This is a genomic window from Nitrosospira sp. TNL200 (assembly GCF_055386305.1).
The window spans coordinates 1,738,803-1,753,808 of sequence record NZ_AP041003.1 but is presented as its reverse complement, the minus strand read 5'-3'; the positions used below and the strand labels follow the sequence as shown (position 1 = coordinate 1,753,808).

16 protein-coding genes and 1 pseudogene are annotated in these 15,006 nt (G+C 54.4%); 6 read left to right on the top strand and 11 right to left on the bottom strand.

All coding sequences use genetic code 11. The annotated features are described in order from the left end of the window. Nucleotides 1-350 precede the first annotated feature (350 nt). Complete coding sequence (locus ACZ5CE_RS07885; protein ID WP_464574336.1) at nt 351-701, top strand: hypothetical protein; 351 nt, start codon at nt 351-353, stop codon at nt 699-701. A gap of 104 nt (nt 702-805) precedes the next feature. Here ACZ5CE_RS07885 and ACZ5CE_RS07880 read toward each other — a convergent pair whose 3' ends face one another. Then, complete coding sequence (locus ACZ5CE_RS07880; protein ID WP_464574335.1) at nt 806-1,264, bottom strand: MarR family transcriptional regulator; 459 nt, start codon at nt 1,262-1,264, stop codon at nt 806-808. A gap of 280 nt (nt 1,265-1,544) precedes the next feature. Between ACZ5CE_RS07880 and ACZ5CE_RS07875 the strand changes: the two genes are divergently transcribed. After that, on the top strand, nt 1,545-2,570 hold the full coding sequence (locus tag ACZ5CE_RS07875; protein WP_464574334.1) for a fatty acid desaturase: 1,026 nt from the start codon (nt 1,545-1,547) through the stop codon (nt 2,568-2,570). 376 nt (nt 2,571-2,946) lie between these two features. On the opposite strand, the gene ACZ5CE_RS07870 is transcribed toward ACZ5CE_RS07875, so the two are convergent. From ACZ5CE_RS07870 to ACZ5CE_RS07855, 4 genes are all read right to left on the bottom strand, one after another. After that, nucleotides 2,947-3,603: a DUF2442 domain-containing protein gene (locus ACZ5CE_RS07870; protein ID WP_464574333.1), complete on the bottom strand. Its 657-nt coding sequence runs from the start codon at nt 3,601-3,603 to the stop codon at nt 2,947-2,949. 11 nt (nt 3,604-3,614) lie between these two features. Then, complete coding sequence (locus ACZ5CE_RS07865; protein WP_464574332.1) at nt 3,615-3,818, bottom strand: hypothetical protein; 204 nt, start codon at nt 3,816-3,818, stop codon at nt 3,615-3,617. A gap of 3 nt (nt 3,819-3,821) precedes the next feature. Next, a complete protein-coding gene (locus tag ACZ5CE_RS07860) occupies nt 3,822-4,859 on the bottom strand; it encodes a methyltransferase (protein WP_464574331.1) in 1,038 nt (345 codons plus the stop codon). A 104-nt stretch (nt 4,860-4,963) separates the two neighbouring features. Next, on the bottom strand, nt 4,964-5,134 hold the full coding sequence (locus tag ACZ5CE_RS07855; protein WP_464574330.1) for a hypothetical protein: 171 nt from the start codon (nt 5,132-5,134) through the stop codon (nt 4,964-4,966). 307 nt (nt 5,135-5,441) lie between these two features. Here ACZ5CE_RS07855 and ACZ5CE_RS07850 point away from each other — a divergent pair, with 307 nt between their 5' ends. Beyond that, nucleotides 5,442-6,248 (top strand): hypothetical protein, encoded by an 807-nt coding sequence (locus ACZ5CE_RS07850; protein WP_464574329.1) that lies wholly within the window; start codon nt 5,442-5,444, stop codon nt 6,246-6,248. A gap of 380 nt (nt 6,249-6,628) precedes the next feature. Here ACZ5CE_RS07850 and ACZ5CE_RS07845 read toward each other — a convergent pair whose 3' ends face one another. After that, nucleotides 6,629-8,035 carry an NAD-dependent succinate-semialdehyde dehydrogenase gene (locus tag ACZ5CE_RS07845; RefSeq protein WP_464574328.1) on the bottom strand — a complete coding sequence of 469 codons (1,407 nt, stop codon included), beginning with the start codon at nt 8,033-8,035 and terminating at the stop codon, nt 6,629-6,631. Nucleotides 8,036-8,174: 139 nt separating this feature from the next. Then, nucleotides 8,175-8,654 (bottom strand): tautomerase family protein, encoded by a 480-nt coding sequence (locus ACZ5CE_RS07840; RefSeq protein ID WP_464574327.1) that lies wholly within the window; start codon nt 8,652-8,654, stop codon nt 8,175-8,177. Between the two features lie 148 nt (nt 8,655-8,802). Between ACZ5CE_RS07840 and ACZ5CE_RS07835 the strand changes: the two genes are divergently transcribed. The 3 genes and pseudogenes from ACZ5CE_RS07835 (at nt 8,803) to ACZ5CE_RS07825 (ending at nt 10,577) form a co-directional block, all read left to right on the top strand. Further along, nucleotides 8,803-9,708: a LysR family transcriptional regulator gene (locus ACZ5CE_RS07835; protein WP_464574326.1), complete on the top strand. Its 906-nt coding sequence runs from the start codon at nt 8,803-8,805 to the stop codon at nt 9,706-9,708. A 12-nt stretch (nt 9,709-9,720) separates the two neighbouring features. After that, nucleotides 9,721-9,927, top strand: a pseudogene (locus ACZ5CE_RS07830) (transposase); the annotation flags it as partial. Between the two features lie 368 nt (nt 9,928-10,295). After that, nucleotides 10,296-10,577: a DUF768 domain-containing protein gene (locus ACZ5CE_RS07825; protein WP_464574325.1), complete on the top strand. Its 282-nt coding sequence runs from the start codon at nt 10,296-10,298 to the stop codon at nt 10,575-10,577. On the opposite strand, the gene ACZ5CE_RS07820 is transcribed toward ACZ5CE_RS07825, so the two are convergent. The 4 genes from ACZ5CE_RS07820 to ACZ5CE_RS07805 form a co-directional block, all read right to left on the bottom strand. Continuing rightward, nucleotides 10,532-11,080 carry a phage integrase N-terminal SAM-like domain-containing protein gene (locus ACZ5CE_RS07820; RefSeq protein ID WP_464577459.1) on the bottom strand — a complete coding sequence of 183 codons (549 nt, stop codon included), beginning with the start codon at nt 11,078-11,080 and terminating at the stop codon, nt 10,532-10,534. The genes ACZ5CE_RS07825 and ACZ5CE_RS07820 overlap by 46 nt on opposite strands. 36 nt (nt 11,081-11,116) lie before the next feature. Further along, nucleotides 11,117-11,530: a type II toxin-antitoxin system VapC family toxin gene (locus ACZ5CE_RS07815; RefSeq protein WP_464574324.1), complete on the bottom strand. Its 414-nt coding sequence runs from the start codon at nt 11,528-11,530 to the stop codon at nt 11,117-11,119. Nucleotides 11,531-12,815: 1,285 nt separating this feature from the next. Next, nucleotides 12,816-13,718, bottom strand: a complete 903-nt coding sequence (locus tag ACZ5CE_RS07810; protein WP_464574323.1) for an alpha/beta hydrolase — start codon at nt 13,716-13,718, stop codon at nt 12,816-12,818. A 63-nt stretch (nt 13,719-13,781) separates the two neighbouring features. Then, the gene (locus ACZ5CE_RS07805) at nt 13,782-14,870 is read right to left on the bottom strand and encodes a cobalamin-independent methionine synthase II family protein (protein WP_464574322.1); all 1,089 of its coding nucleotides are present in this window, start codon (nt 14,868-14,870) and stop codon (nt 13,782-13,784) included. Nucleotides 14,871-15,006 lie beyond the last annotated feature (136 nt).

Below are 15,006 nucleotides of genomic sequence, written 5' to 3'. Positions count from 1 at the left end.
GTTTCGACTCAGGTGGATAATGAGCTGCATCGCCATGGTACTTGAATGCCTGGTTCAGCAACAGGGCGTGACAAGGGCCTGGGAGCTACTTTAAACATAAAAATATTGACAAAGTGCCGCTTGGTAGCTAATCTGGATTTCATGCAGCGCTTTTCATTTCACCAGGAAATATTGTTCACAGCGGATATTGCCAGAACTGGCAGCGGAGATATGCGGTGCACCGAACAGATGCGAAAGCCTATTTCTCTTTAAAGTATGCTCCGGTTTTTGTCGATTGTCGCGCTCCTGCCGTTCAGGAGGGTATGCAGGAGCCTTTTTCGTGCTTGTTCAGGATTTAACGGGGGAGACAGATGTTGGGATCGGATAGGAGCTGGGGTAGCGATTGGTGCGGCGAAGCCATGGAAAATCGGAGGGGAGGGGCTTTCATCGCTGATGGCCGGGAAGCCGGAGAACTCTCCGATGAACTGAAGGAGCCGGTTTTTGAGAGTTCCGTGGTGTACAGGATTCATCATGGAGATAGAGAAGTTCGCGAAGCCAGCCATGAGGAAGATGAGAAGGTGGCGGGACATGGCGTGCGTGTAGCCGACGACCGGAAAAGAAAGAAGGATGCAAACGACATCAGCGAAGAGCCTCTGGCGGATAACGACAACGAGGATGTCGATGCGGTGTGGCACCGTGGTGTCCCGCCGAGGAATTTTTGAAACTTCGCCAAAGATAATTGGTCTTCCTGCAGAGGCGTGCGCGCGGTTCCCGGATTTTCCGCAGGTTCTGCGCGGAGAGAGCTATAGCCGGAAATTCCGTTGGGTCATGTCTCCTGTTGCAGAGCGGATGCTGAAGATGGCGGCAAGGGAAATTCCTCGAATACCGAAACGGAATAGTCGAGGAAGAGTTCGATCTTTCGCCTGAGATCGTCCGACATTCCTATCCGTTTCGAGCGCAGATCCTGTGGATCGATGCATTCGACCAGCAGCCCATGATCGATGGCCGTCTGGATATATTTGATTGCCGTGCGCTGGCTGACATTCGGCATGAGCTGGTACAGCTCCGACTTGCAATATGCACCGTCCAGTTCCAGCCACATCCGCGTGAAGAGATCGTAATAATTCAGATCGTGGAACAGCGTATTCCCCAGAACTTCTATCCAGTACCGGTCGGTACTGTCGAGCAATTGAATGAACTGCCGGCGCCGGGTATCGCGATGCATGTCCGGACTTCCGTTGCAGTCTTCCGCCAGTTCCGCCAGTAAAGCTGCTTTTTTCTTCATATTCCGTTACCTCGTTATCACTCCTGCTTCCATTCAATGGGAGCGCGCGGCGGCTCAAATCGTCACCGTTCGGCCACCGCGCGGCTGCGAGTGCGATAGCCCGGATAAAAATCATTATCCTGAATCTGTCCGGTAGCAAACTCACCATATTAGGTGAACGTCAAGTATGGAAATGAGCGTTCAACCACCAGATTCGGGATTATACTTCTTTTATACATGAAAGTTTACATGTATAATTGCTATCTCAGCGATGAAAGCACCGTGGTGCGGGAGTGGCGTGATGGCAAACTTGCACGATGCAATGATAAGCAAACTGGAGAAGAAATGGTTTCGCAACGAAGGCGGCCTGATTCCCAGCATGGCCGTCCTGGCATACTGCATTCTGGCCTTTTTTGGCGGCGCAGCAATGATTTTTTCCCTGCAGCTTGCATGGATGGCGCTTGGCACGCTTGCCCTGGCACACGGCATGGTGATTGCCGCCTACATGATCCACGATTGCGCTCACAACGCCATATTCCGGGCGCCCCGGCACAACGCCGCATGCGGGCGCGCGTTGAGCTGGCTTACCGGAGGCTGCTACGCCACTTATGACGACATCCGCGCGACACATATGCGCCACCACGTGGAGAATTCGGATGCCACGGGGTTCGATCACCGCGCCTGCCTCGCCCGCCATCCGGTTTTGCGCCGGGTGGTGGAGGTGGCGGAATGGCTTTACGTGCCCGCTGTCGAGTTGCTGATGCACGCCATGGTGATTCTGGCGCCATTCCTTTTTGAGGAAAGACGCGCGCAGCGCTGGCGGGTGGTGGCGATAACCATCCTGCGGTTCGGGCTGCTTGCCGGGATATTCCTGTACTCGCCCTGGGCCTACCTGTGCTATCTGCTTGCCTATCTTCTCTTTCTGACGGTGCTGCGCTTCATGGATGCGCTGCAGCACAACTATGGCGATGACATGGCAGGGCACAAAGGTGACCGGATTTACGAGGAGTCCCATACCTTCAGCAACCCGGTTTCCCTGCGGCGCCCCTGGCTGAATCTCCTTACCCTCAATTTCGGCTACCACAACGCGCATCATGCCCGGCCCACCGCGCCCTGGCATACGCTTCCTTCGCTGCACGATGCGCTTCACGGAGGAGATGCTTCCGCCGTCATTCCATTCGGCATGCAGCTCGCCAGCTTTCACCGGAACAGGGTGGCGCGCATCTGGGGCGATGCGGGCGAAACGCAGGGAGACCGGTTCCTGCGGCGGCTGCATGAGGGTCGCGCCGTGGGCGCGGATGGCGTCTCGTTCCTGACGCCGTTTTAAAACGGGCGCAGGCGGACAGCGGACCGCGCATTTCGCCCGTCCGCTTCGCAGATTGGGGTAGACCCAACAGTCGTGTCATCAGCCGCCATTTCGGTCACAATAGAGCTAATCGCACATTCATGTTCAGATCAAACCGTCCATATGGGTTCACGTGCTCCCATATCAGCGGAGTCAGCGCAGCATAGTCGCGGAGTGTCAGCCTGCCTTGCCAGTGTGGCTGCGCCAACACCTTCTAAGGTCCACCCTCCGCGTCGCTTGACTCGGCGCGGCGCACGATGACCGAGAGTGGGGGTGTAAGCCCAAACCGCCGAAATTTCCGTCAGTGCGAAATACCTGCCCCTGCACGGAAACGGCCCACGCAATTGACCGTCCAAATTTAGGCTGTGACCGGTCCTTTTGATTTTCTCGGCCGACCGCCTAGTTTGCCATTCTGGCGTGCGGCGGTCGCCTTGGCGTCGGTCGAGGTGGTTCCGCCTCGCTTTCCAAGCTCCGCCATCCAGCGCTTTGAGCCGAGAAAACCCTGCAGTAATCCCGGAATATAGAGATCGGCATCAATACGCGGAAAGTGAATACCGAAACCGTCGGGACTGATTTCCGCACCTGCCAGGTCGTCAGGGGCCGCGTTTTCCAGCCCCTGGGCGTCTCGCGGAGAGAATGCCAGGTCCAGGCCGGAAGACAGTGACACGACCACGCGGGCAAGGTGTGGGTCGTAGCGCACCGCCACGGCGGCTGGGAAGCGCGCCTTCATCGCTTGTCCGCGTCGGTTGGCCGCCTCAAAGACTTCATTCGTAATTTCCATGTCCTGCCGCCATGCCTTGCACAGCACTGACAATTCGGCCGCCAGTGCCTCGCCAATCCGTGTCAGATCCTTTTGGGAGAATCCGTAATTCACCCGCAGCTCCGGTGGTCCTTTCGGACAATGCAGGTTAAACACCGCAGTACAATCGTTCCCGATGACGTGAACATGGGCGGGCCGATGATCATTAGGGTAGATGACAACGCGCAACCCGAAAATCGTGATCACTGTTGGCATTATAGCAAAACCTAAGCGGCCTTGGGTTTATTGTTAGCCACCTGCAACCCGCGTTTGTTGATGTAGGTATTTAACGCGATGTGACTCGCATAACCCAAAACCTTGGCGATCTTCTGGACAGACAGGCCATAGCCAAGCAATTCCTTGATCCGCGCATTCATGTCCAGATCAAATCGTCCATAGCTATCGCGTGTTCGCTCTTGATGACAGCCCATCGATTAAATAGGCACCCCCTCGATTACGCTGTATGCCGATTTAGTTGGAAGGATTCTGGTCAAATTGAAACCTGATTGGTTGAACAGTTCACGATATTCGGCTTCGGTGCGCTCATAAGAATGGAGCAGTACCAGCATTTCCAGATCCATCAGCTTGCCAAACGAAGGTGCGTTGCCTTCTGGAATCACCATCTCCACGACAAGAAGCCTGCCTTCTCTTGACATCTGCCGACGACAGCACTGGAGGATTGTCGATGCACGCTCCTCGTTCCAGTCGTGGATGATGTGCTTCATGATGTAGGCGTCTCCACCCGCTGGAACCGAGGTAAAGAAGTCACCGGCGACTGCTTCACACCGTTGCGACAGTCCGCGCGCAGCGATAGCCTCTTTTGTTCCCGTGATGACGGAAGGCGCGTCGATGAGTATTCCATTCATTTGAGGGTATTTTTCCAGGATCGAGCAAAGAAGCATGCCATGGCCGCCTCCTACATCGACGAGCGTGTTGATCCCCGAAAAATCATAACCGTCGATGATTGCCGCACTGGCTGCGGTACTCATACTGGTCATGGCGTCATTGAACACCTGGGCTGGGCCGGTATTCTCGCCGAGATAATCGAAGTAGGCCTTGCCGTAAATTCTTTCGAAGGCCGGAAGGCCAGACTGAGCGCTACCGAAGAGATCGCCCCATGCCCGCCAGTGCCAATCCGCTCCGATAAAAATAGAAAAATCACGCAGACTATGGGGCGTATTGCTGCGCAAAGGTTCGGCTAATGCAGTCAGGCTGAAGCGTCCCGCAGCGTCCTGAGCAAAAATGCCGACGCTGGCAAGCGCGCGCAGGATGCGATAGAGAGGACGTACCTGGGTTCCTGTCGCCTGCGCCAGTTCGTCGACGGTTTTCGCCCCATCATTGAGCAAATCGGCGAGATTTAGCCTTGCCGCGACGGATATCGCTTGTGTAGTCACAAACCCGAAGATCATCTGCATCAATTGCGCTGCCGGTGGAATTTCTGCGGAAACCTGCTCAGGCTCGTCGTGTGACATTTATTTTCCTCTCGGGAAGTGAGTAAAAATTATTCCAGATAGTACTGCATCAGCAAGAATATTACTCACATCTTCCCTTGGTTGGGGTGCATACATGTAGCGATTCAAGGGTCATTGCAAGGTTTAAAATCACTTGCACAAGCGGCTAATGAAGCAAGCAGCAATAGCAGGGCTGTTCCAAGCTCGAATAGCTCCAATGCACCATTACCCATTTCTGGTTCAAGCTCGAGTATCTCCAATGCTTCGCCATCCATCGTTGGTTCAAGCTCAAGCAATTTTGGTCTTCCGGTAAAAATGGGTCCTATAAAATAAGCTTTCAGGATAAGTAAAAGGAGATCGTAAATCAGGTAAATTTACATTTACATGATCGAAGCCGTAATTCTCGGCCTGTTAGATTCATTCATGATATCGATTGTGGGTAATGAGAGTAACTTACGCTTAGTTGTTGCTTTTATATACATATGGTTACTATGGCTGGTAATGAGGAAATTTGGAAAGCCATGATCCATGTGTCCAGGAAGTAGAACTGCTTCCAACACTTTGGAAAATGCGGCTCACGAATATCGTGAATAAAGGACCACCATGGCTTTGAATACACGGGGCCGCATGCTGCTCGAACATGCGAATCGGTTCTTGGAAGATGAAGATATCAGTCTTGCCAGGGCGCGAATCCAGGAGGCAATCGCGCTGGAGCCGGAGAATAAGGATGTCGTTCCACCCGCGATAGGGCAGCTACTGTACCTGGAACTCTATAGCAGCGCCCGCCGGGCAGCCGAAAATTACGTAGCGCGAACCGGGCTGAGCATTTCTCCCGGTCTGGACTGTGAAGATATTGCACAAATGGAGAAGGATAATTTGGTGGTGGACAATGTGCCGGTCTTCGCTCTTGCCGCGGGGCCGATACAATTTAAGAGATTGTCGAATGAAGAACTTGACATTGCTCCCAGTTATATCAGGAGTTACAGACCGGTCGAGTTCATCGAGGCTACGGAACAGGGATTGAATATTACCCAATCCGGAATAAAACACGCGGTCAAATGGAAAGAGATCACGCGAGCAAGCATCGTTCACCGGCGCATCGTCAGAGATCCAGAAGTATCCGATAGACCTATAGCACAAAGAATCTGCACCCTGGAGGCGCCGGGGAAACGGTTTCAATTCGATGTTTCGTCGATAGTTGCCGATTTCAAAGGCGCGCTGCTGCTACGCTCAATATTGGATCGGTATCTGGATGTGGAAAGGATTGATGCCTGGAAGCCGAATTTCAAGGCGGCAAAGGATTATCCTATCCGCAACCTGGAACGTGGTGGCTTGATTCAGGCTAATCTTAAGCTGGCACTTGCCATTGCCTTATTGATCGTGGTCTGGTTTATGAACAGCCCTAAATAATTGGGATTTTGAGCGCGGTGGAACGTAACTAGGCCGGCTTTGGCGCGAGCGTTACGGCTGTATCTCATCAATGCAAGCTCATTTGCAGATAATGTGAGCATAAGCGCCCCGTCATTTGCAATTACTGTGAGCCAGAAATAGTGTCGAATGCGAGCACGGCCATTTTCAAACGCGAGCCGCTACACCTATCAGAAAAGCTCTGTTGAAACGGGGGTGAATTTGCCGCGCATGCTCCAAGGAAAATCTGGGCAATTTCAGTTGTGCTGATGATGCAAGAACGAGCTTACTTGAAAGACCGGCACGATAAACCAGCATGCAGCGCATCCTGATCGATGAGCTATGTGGCTGCTACCGTGCCGGTGATGTGGCTGAAATCTTGATTAGTCGAGGGAAACAGGCCCCCATGGAGGCGAGCCTGGAGGCGCAACATTGATCAATTTCTCGTTGATAAATTCGCCGAAGCCCAGCTCCGACAGTTCGCGGCCAAAGCCTGAATTCTTGACGCCGCCGAAGGGGAGCTGCGCTTCCGTCCATACCGGCTGATTGATGAAGACCATGCCGCTCTCGATCTTTGCGGCGACCTTGCGGCCATGCGCGGTGTCAGCCGTGAATACCGAGGCGCCGAGCCCGTACGGCGTGGCGTTTGCCAGCCGGACGGCCTCATTTTCATTCTCGACGATGTGGAAAGAGACAACCGGGCCAAATAACTCCTGAACATGAACCGGGTTGTCCTCGCTGACCCCGGCCAGCACCGTCGGCTCCAGGTAAAATCCAGGGCAATCGATTCTCTCTCCGCCGAATACCACCTTTCCTCCTTCATCCCTGGCCAGCTTGATTTGGTCCAGGAGAAGATTCAATGCCTTCTCCGAAGCAAGCGGCCCCAGGGTGGTGGCGGGATCACTGGGATCCCCGGCCTTCAATGAGGCCATGCGTTGGATGAAACCATCCAGGAAAATCTCTCCCCGCTCCTTGCCGATGACAATGATACGTTTTGAGCCAACGCAGCATTGCCCTGCATTGAACATTCTGCCGAACAGGGCGGCATCGAGCGTGGATTCCATGGGGGCGTCTTCAAGCACGATCAGCGGGTCGCTCCCTCCCAGCTCCATCACGGATTTCTTGAGGCTGCGGCCAGCGCACCCAGCCACTGCCGCGCCTGCGCGCTCGCTGCCGGTCAGGGTAATACCCCGAATTCGGGGGTCCTCGATCAGCCTTTCGATCTGTTGAATACTGGCAAAGATGTTCGTGTAGACACCGGTTGGTGCGCCGGCTTCCTCGAAAAGACGGGCAAAAGCCAGTGCCGATTGAGGAACGATTTCAGCGTGCTTGAGAAGCAGCACGTTGCCCAGCATCAATTGCGGCCCGGCCACCCTGGCGACCTGATAGTAGGGAAAATTCCACGGCTCGATGCCAAGCAGAACCCCGATCGGCTCGATATGCAGTTCAGCCCCGGGAGATTCGGAAAGCAGGCGTGGTTCCAGGTAATGCTCGGCTTTCTCTGCGTAGTAGTCCAGGATATCGGCGGAAAGAGCCACTTCTGCGCGCGCTTCCGCGAAAAGCTTGCCCATTTCCAACGTCAAATACTGGCTGTATTCTTCACTTCTTCTCCGAAGAATGGCAGCCGCGGTGGACATGATCTTGCTACGCCCGGCTACGGAACGGTGCCGCCAATCACTGCGGAAGACCTCGTGGGCATTCGCAACTGCGATCTCCAATTCCTGGTCGGAAATAGTTGGATAAATCTTGATCAGCTTGCCTGTTGCCGGATTAATCGTTTGATAAACCATGGTGCCTCCATCGGCTGGATGTGGATGAGTGCGTCCATCCTCACGGAAAGATGGGGATGATGAGTTCGTATTCCCTGGCTGCATGCATGCCGCCGGACTCAGGGAAACTGGCCGCCCGAACGAGGACGGCCACCCGGATCTAACTATCCGTTATTCCCGGAGTAAACAGCAGATTGACAGGGAGTTTTTCCGCCGAAGTGTAGGGACTCGCCTTGTTCTCCTTGACCCATCTCTTCTCGGCCACGGATTCGAAAGGAGGTGGAATTTCTCCCTGGAGCGACCAAAGATCGAATGGCGTCTCGTCGATAGAGATCTCCCAGTCGTAGCCCCTCTCCTTTACGAAGGGGGCAATAAGCTCATCCAGCGTTCTCACCCACCATTCCCGCATGACCGGGCCGGGCACCGTCCTTGCAATTTGATCGACCTTGAAGCGGATGAATTTGTTATTCGGCTCGCCGCCCACAAAACATGAATCCTTGGCTATTTCCTCGAAAATGACAACTACATAGAACTTCGGAATGGGAACGCGCGCATACATGCCGGTAATCTTTTCCGAGAGATCTTTTTTATCTTGAGCGGTATATGCTCCAGCGGGGTGATAAACTTTCCATAATGGCATGTTTTTTCTCCATAAATTAGGCTATTGATTACCAGTATATTTACTTGCAATTAGCAAGTGATTAAAGTATAGACTTGGAGACAGCCGGACGTGTAGTCCACAAAATCCATAATGAGAGTTCTATTTTTAGAACGATAAGGTGGATCCTGTGCGAGACCTGAATGACCTTTACTACTACGTCCAAGCCGTGGATCATGGCGGCTTTGCTCCCGCCGGCAGGGCGCTCGCCATGCCGAAATCGAAGCTCAGCCGTCGTATCGCCAGGCTGGAAGAACGCCTGGGGGTTCGCCTGATCCAGCGCTCGACACGTCACTTTGCAGTTACCGATGCCGGACAGGCTTATTACATGCATTGCAAGGCGATGCTGGTGGAAGCCGAGGCAGCCCAGGAAGCGATAGACACGCTGAAAGCCGAACCACGGGGTGTAATCCGGATGACATGCCCCATACCACTGGTGAGTGCTTATGCGGGAACGATGCTGGCCGAATTCATGGCCCGCTATCCGCACGTCACCGTGTACCTGGAGGCGACCAACCGGCGTATCGATCTGGTCAGCGAATCGGTAGACGTGGCTCTTCGTGTGCGGCCGCCACCGCTGGAGGATAGTGATCTGGTCATGCGCGTCCTGGCTGATCTAAGCCAATGCCTGGTGGCCAGTCCCGCTCTTGTCCGACGGTTCGGCTTCCCTGTGGCGCCAGCTGTGTTGACCGGTTGGCCGAGCCTGGGCTTGGGAACCGCGCAACAAATCCATAGCTGGGTGCTGAATGGGCCGGATGGCGCACATGTAACGCTTCGTCACATGCCACGCTTCGTGACGACGGACATGATTGCGCTGAGAGATGCCGCGGTGGCCGGCGTGGGTGTAGTGCAGCTGCCGATGGTCGTAGCACGGGATCAGCTGGCGGCTGGCTTACTCGTCAGGCTTGTGCCGGACTGGTCGCCGCGCCGGGAAATCATTCATGCGGTGTTTCCATCCCGGCGCGGTCTTCTGCCATCCGTGCGGGTGTTGATCGACTTTCTCTCCCAGCGTTTCGAGATGCTGCGTGAGGACTAGACCTTGTGGGTACTGGCCGAGGAAATACGCCGACGGGAAAGAGTGATTCGCATCTTCCCCAATGACGATGCCGCCCTGCGCCTGATCGGCGCCTTGCTGGCTGAGCAAAACGAGGTCTGGCAGGAGCGCCGCTACCTGGATATGGACGAATTCGCACAGTGGACTGCCGAACGAACCACTACCGGTGATGACAATAACATTGTTGCCATCACCAGCTAAAACAAAACGTCATTGAACCGAGCAAAGTGAATTTACAGCAAAATTTGGACTTGACTGAAAGTTGTTGCCGTCTACATGTACTCCGAAATTCCACAAGAATGACTGAAGATCAAAACTAGCCCCGTCAAATAATCTCTCTGACACGACATCCGAGGTTCGCGAATCGTGTATTCATCCCTATGGGCCGTGTCGCCTGCCTGATCAAACTGTTTAGCTTGGGCGAGCTGACTTTAGAATTTATCTACAGGAGCTCGAAACGCAAATAATTGCTACTGCATTTACCCTTGATAACCTATTTTGTCATGGGTAAAATCCTCTCATGAGGGGCGACCGGCGCCGAACTCAACGCAGAAGATGGGTGGGCAGTCATGAGCAATCGCTTCCTGAGGTGGGCCAACACATGGATCGAGGAAAACATCCCTCCTGGTGCCAATTTCGACATAGAGAGTCATGAAGTAAAGGCAAAGCGGCTGTCGGAGAAACTGTTCGCCGAGGCAGCTGCGGCTAACTTCACAAACTTCGAGACCGAAGAGGAGCGGGAGCGCGTTACGCCCCTGGTATTGGCCGCGGTCTCGAACAGCAAAGACTTTGACATCGATGCCTATCATCTCAAGTCGCAACTTGCGCAGGAGAATGAAGATGGCGACTGAGCCCCGCATGGTTGATCTTCAGGGCGGCATCGCGTTGGTTGCTTGTCAGCTGTATTCATGAATATAGATGAGTTCGAGAAATGGCCTAAGAAAACCCACTGAGCATTCCTTCCTTCTCGCACAGCTCGCGATTGTCTAGAAAGTGAAAGCAAGCACAGCACACGAAAGATAAGTAGTAATACAACCCCATTTTCGCAGGATTCGTTGCGAGAACTTGGCCTGCCACGAGCCAATCGAAACAGCATCCGGATAGCGGCTAGGTGTTGCATCACGGAAGGGGCTGACAATCGCTGCCAAAGAATCTCAATGTAGGCTGCCACGTGAACAGGCTCAATATCGCTGAGTTCAGTTAGTCCATTAGCTTCGCACCAATACCCAAATTCTCCTACGGCCCAGGCGTATGCCTTACGTGTGTTGGGATTGCGGATATTTGCGGTAAAAAACTCAATGAAGCGTTTACCTGCGTCCGGATTGGGTGCGAACAGTGCTGGCAGCGCCGACATATTTTTCGAGGAGATGAGAAGATTGTTGTTCATAAATCAGCTTCCCAACAGAGGGACGCCGAGCTCGCTCCCAATAGTGCGCAGTTCCTGATCAAGCGTGGCCAGGGGAAGCCCCAGGCGTTGGGCCAGTTCCAGATAAGCGGCGTCGTAAAGAGTGAGCCCGCAACGTTCGGCCAGGCGCAGCGTCGCCGACCAAGCAAAGGTATCGGTATCTGGATCGATGTCGATATTGAGGAGCGCAAGATCGGTGAGAGCGGCATCACGGAATTCCCCGCTGATGCGCCGGCGCCGAACAGCATTTTGTAGACTATTGGCAACTTCAAGTCGCCAGAGCGACGGTACCCATGCGCCGTCACTGACGACGCGATCAAAAACCTGCTGTGTAGCAGGAGTCAATTCATCGCTGTAGAGCCAGGATAATGTGACCGAACTGTCCGGTACCAGACTCACACACGGCCTTCATCACGATAAGCTTTCCATTCCTGCCAGTCAAAGACTCCGCTTTTGAGCACTTTTGCCCGAGACCGGATGCGCTTGGCAGCAGCCACCGCTTTGTTGGGATCATGCGCGGCGGCATTGGGAATCAACCAGGCTACAGCTTTTCCGTGCCGGGTGATAATAACTTCTTCACCATTCTCGACCAGTCGAGCAAGGTGCCGAGTTTGTTCTTGGCTTCGAAGGCGCCTACTTCACGCATCGCTTCATCCTCTAATAAGCTAGGGCCTGTTAACACATATTACATATATCATTGTTTGCAAAAGTTTTATTTAGATGTGAGGATTCTGAGTAATGCTTCGAGTTCAATGAGTTACTTTGAAGTGTTAACAGGCCCTAGATAATAAAGCTAGATTAGTTTAAACCTTAGCAGATAGTCAATAACAACTCATTCGCTTTCTATTCGCATTTTTATGAATGATAACGTCCTTTATCATTCAGAAAGCGTTTCATAAAAGTTTCCCTCAGGACTCCTTAATCTCTGCGGGTTTAATTCCCCGCCCCTTGGGACGAATGCTGGCTGAAGCCCGCCGGATTATAAGAGCGCAGTTAATACCCCGCTGCTTGCGGCAGGGGGCTTGATTAATGAAAAGAATTTTCTCTCCACTGCTTGATGACGACTCAACAACCACCAGCTAAAGCTGGTGGGTTGAGGTTACGGACTGAAAGTCCGGATACGGGTCGCCTGAACGGTTAGGCTGAGCGAGGTCAATGACTTTCTCGATCAGCAGTCGGGCATCGCATCAGTGCATGATCTTCATATCTGGCCGATCAGCACGACCGAAATGGTTCTGACCTGACATTATCTGATGCTCGCAGGCCATCCGGGCGACGAGTTCCTGGCGAGAGTCGCGCACGAATTGCGTGAACGCTTCGATATCGGGCACACCACTATTTAGGGAAGCGCTGAACAAATCCTCGCTGAGCGCGTTGTGGGTAAAATCGGGATGATCATAAGGCGCGCGACGAAGGTCGTAGCCGGGACTACGATGCCAAGGAGCGCAACGCAGTGAGCGCCCGATTTTACCACAACCCTTATGGGGCGGGGTTTTGCGAGCGGTCTGCCTTGTCAGGCTCCTGGCGAAGGGGGTCAACCATTCGCGTCGTCGCCTTTCGCGCATCCCATCCCGCAAAGCCACCGCCGCGCCAGCGGAGATTTATTCAGCGCTTCCTTAGATCGAAATACACGAGCATATCGAATGCGCTCGAACCGGAGCATATCGTATAGCCAGGCTGCCAGCTAATCCTCCCCCCGTATATAGCGGCCGAGGAAGCCCGATATGCGGTCCTCGTATTCCCTGCCGGCATAGGCGTGCATGTTGAAATGGCCGCCTCCCGGCACGATCCATATCTCTTTCGGTTGCCGCGCGGCATCGAACAGCCGCTCGGTTTCGGCCACTTTCGTATGCCTGTCGTCGGTCCCCGAGATCAGCAGCAACGGCGCATCCAGCTCACCTATGCGTGAGATGGGATTCAGCGCCGCCGGTGAAATATCCAGTCGACGGGATAGCAGCGAAAGCAGGAGCGGGGAAAGCGCGGGACCGGCTTCGCCGAGATGCAGCCTCAGCCGGTTTTCCGCCGCTTCTTTGATCGTCGGGTGCATCGATTCAAGAATCACGGCATCCAGCCGTACGCCTGGTCTGGCAAGCACGATGGCGGCGGCGCCCAGCGAGACGCCGATTGCGGCAATTTTCTCGGAGGGGAAATTGTTCCGCAGAAAGGCCAGCGAAGCTTCCACGTCTTCGGATTCACGTGCCCCGAAAGTGATGCGGTCGCCCGGTGTTTCTCCATGAGCCTGAAGATCGATGAGCAGGGTCCCATAGCCGATCCTGTTCAGGAAGCGCGCACGGCCCAGCATTTCCACGCGATTGCTGCGGATGGAGTGGACGAGCAATACCATGCCCCCGCCGCGAACCCCGCGAGCCAGCCAGCCGTGCACGCTTCTTTCCGCACTGGCGGTATCGGCGCCATTTCCCTGCGCCGCGGCCATGACGGGGATCTGTACCGCTTCGGCCGGGAAACCGGTGGATAGGGTGCTGACTGCAGTGGGCGCCGGGCCGGTCAGTAGTTCGCTCACCCCCATCGCGGCGAGGATCAGCAGGGTGCAGCAGGCAAAAAGGGAGATGAGAAGCCGGCGGTACATGGTCCGGATAGCTTGGAAGAGTGACGGGTGAGGGGACAGGACGAGGATTTATTCAGCGCTTCCCTAATTACCCGACAGCATTTTCGATACAAGCGCTGTTCCCAGCACGCGAGCCCGGATTTTTGCAAACGCGGTATCGCGGCTGGTCGAGGTATCATCGCAAAAAGGCGAGAAGCCGCAATCGTCCGTCGTACCCAACTGATCGACAGGAATATAGAGCGCGGCTTCGAGAATTTGATCCCGGATTTCTTCCGGCGTCTCTATGCGAGGATTGATGGGGGCGGTTACTCCGATAAAGATGCGCTGGTCGGGCTTCATATGCGAACGTATGATTTTCAGCACCCGCTGGCGATCCCGTTCGCCTGCCAGCGCAATATAAAAGTTATGTACTTTCAGTTGAAACAGGCTTGGCAGCAGCTCGGCGTAATCGACTTCCGCGCTGTGGGTGGAATCGCAGTCGGCGCCGGGGCAGGTATGCACTCCAAGCCGCGTAAGCTCTTCCGGCGTAAATCGCGACAGCGCGAGATTATTCAGGTCGATAAAGCTGTTAAGGAGCTTCCCGCTGGGGTCGAGCTTTATTGCCAGCCGTCCCTCGGTGAAATCGATCTGGACTTTATGCGCTCCTCTGGCAAGGCAGCGGCGAATTTCGGCTTCATGCTCGGCCAGCAGGTCGTCAATGAATCTCGAGCGGGGATAACCCGGAATTTCTTCCGCGGGATACATCAGGCTCAAGGCAGAGGGCGAGATGACGGCCTGCTTGACAGGCACCTGAGCGTAGCGCATGGCGGCATCCAGGTACTCGTCCGCATAGATCCGGTAACGAAACGGGCCGGCTACCAGCCTGGGCATGCGCCGGTCGTGGCCGGCTTCGAAAGGAATGGTGAAGCCATCGGGATCGGTATTGGGGAGCCCATGTACCGAATAAGTCCAGAAGTTGTGATACTTTCTTTGCTCCCCATCGGTGATCACCGGGGAGCCGGTGGCTTCGAATTGCGCTATCGTATCCCGTATCGCGACATCATAGAGCGGGAGCATTTCCGGCCCCAGCGGGTCGCTATTGGCAAGCGCCTCGATCAGTTCGGGGGGACGAGGAATGCTGCCTATAGGTTCAGTCGGTATGATGACGGCCATGGTTTCGATTGGGGTGCCCATGCAAATTAGCGGCGGAAGCAGTTAGCAGATATCAATAATGCCATAATTAACCTGAATGCAGGTGAACATCGAGTATTGCGGAAAGTTTTTGTGAATCATGGCTCTAAACTAAGAATACGGTCAACTGCCGGATTTG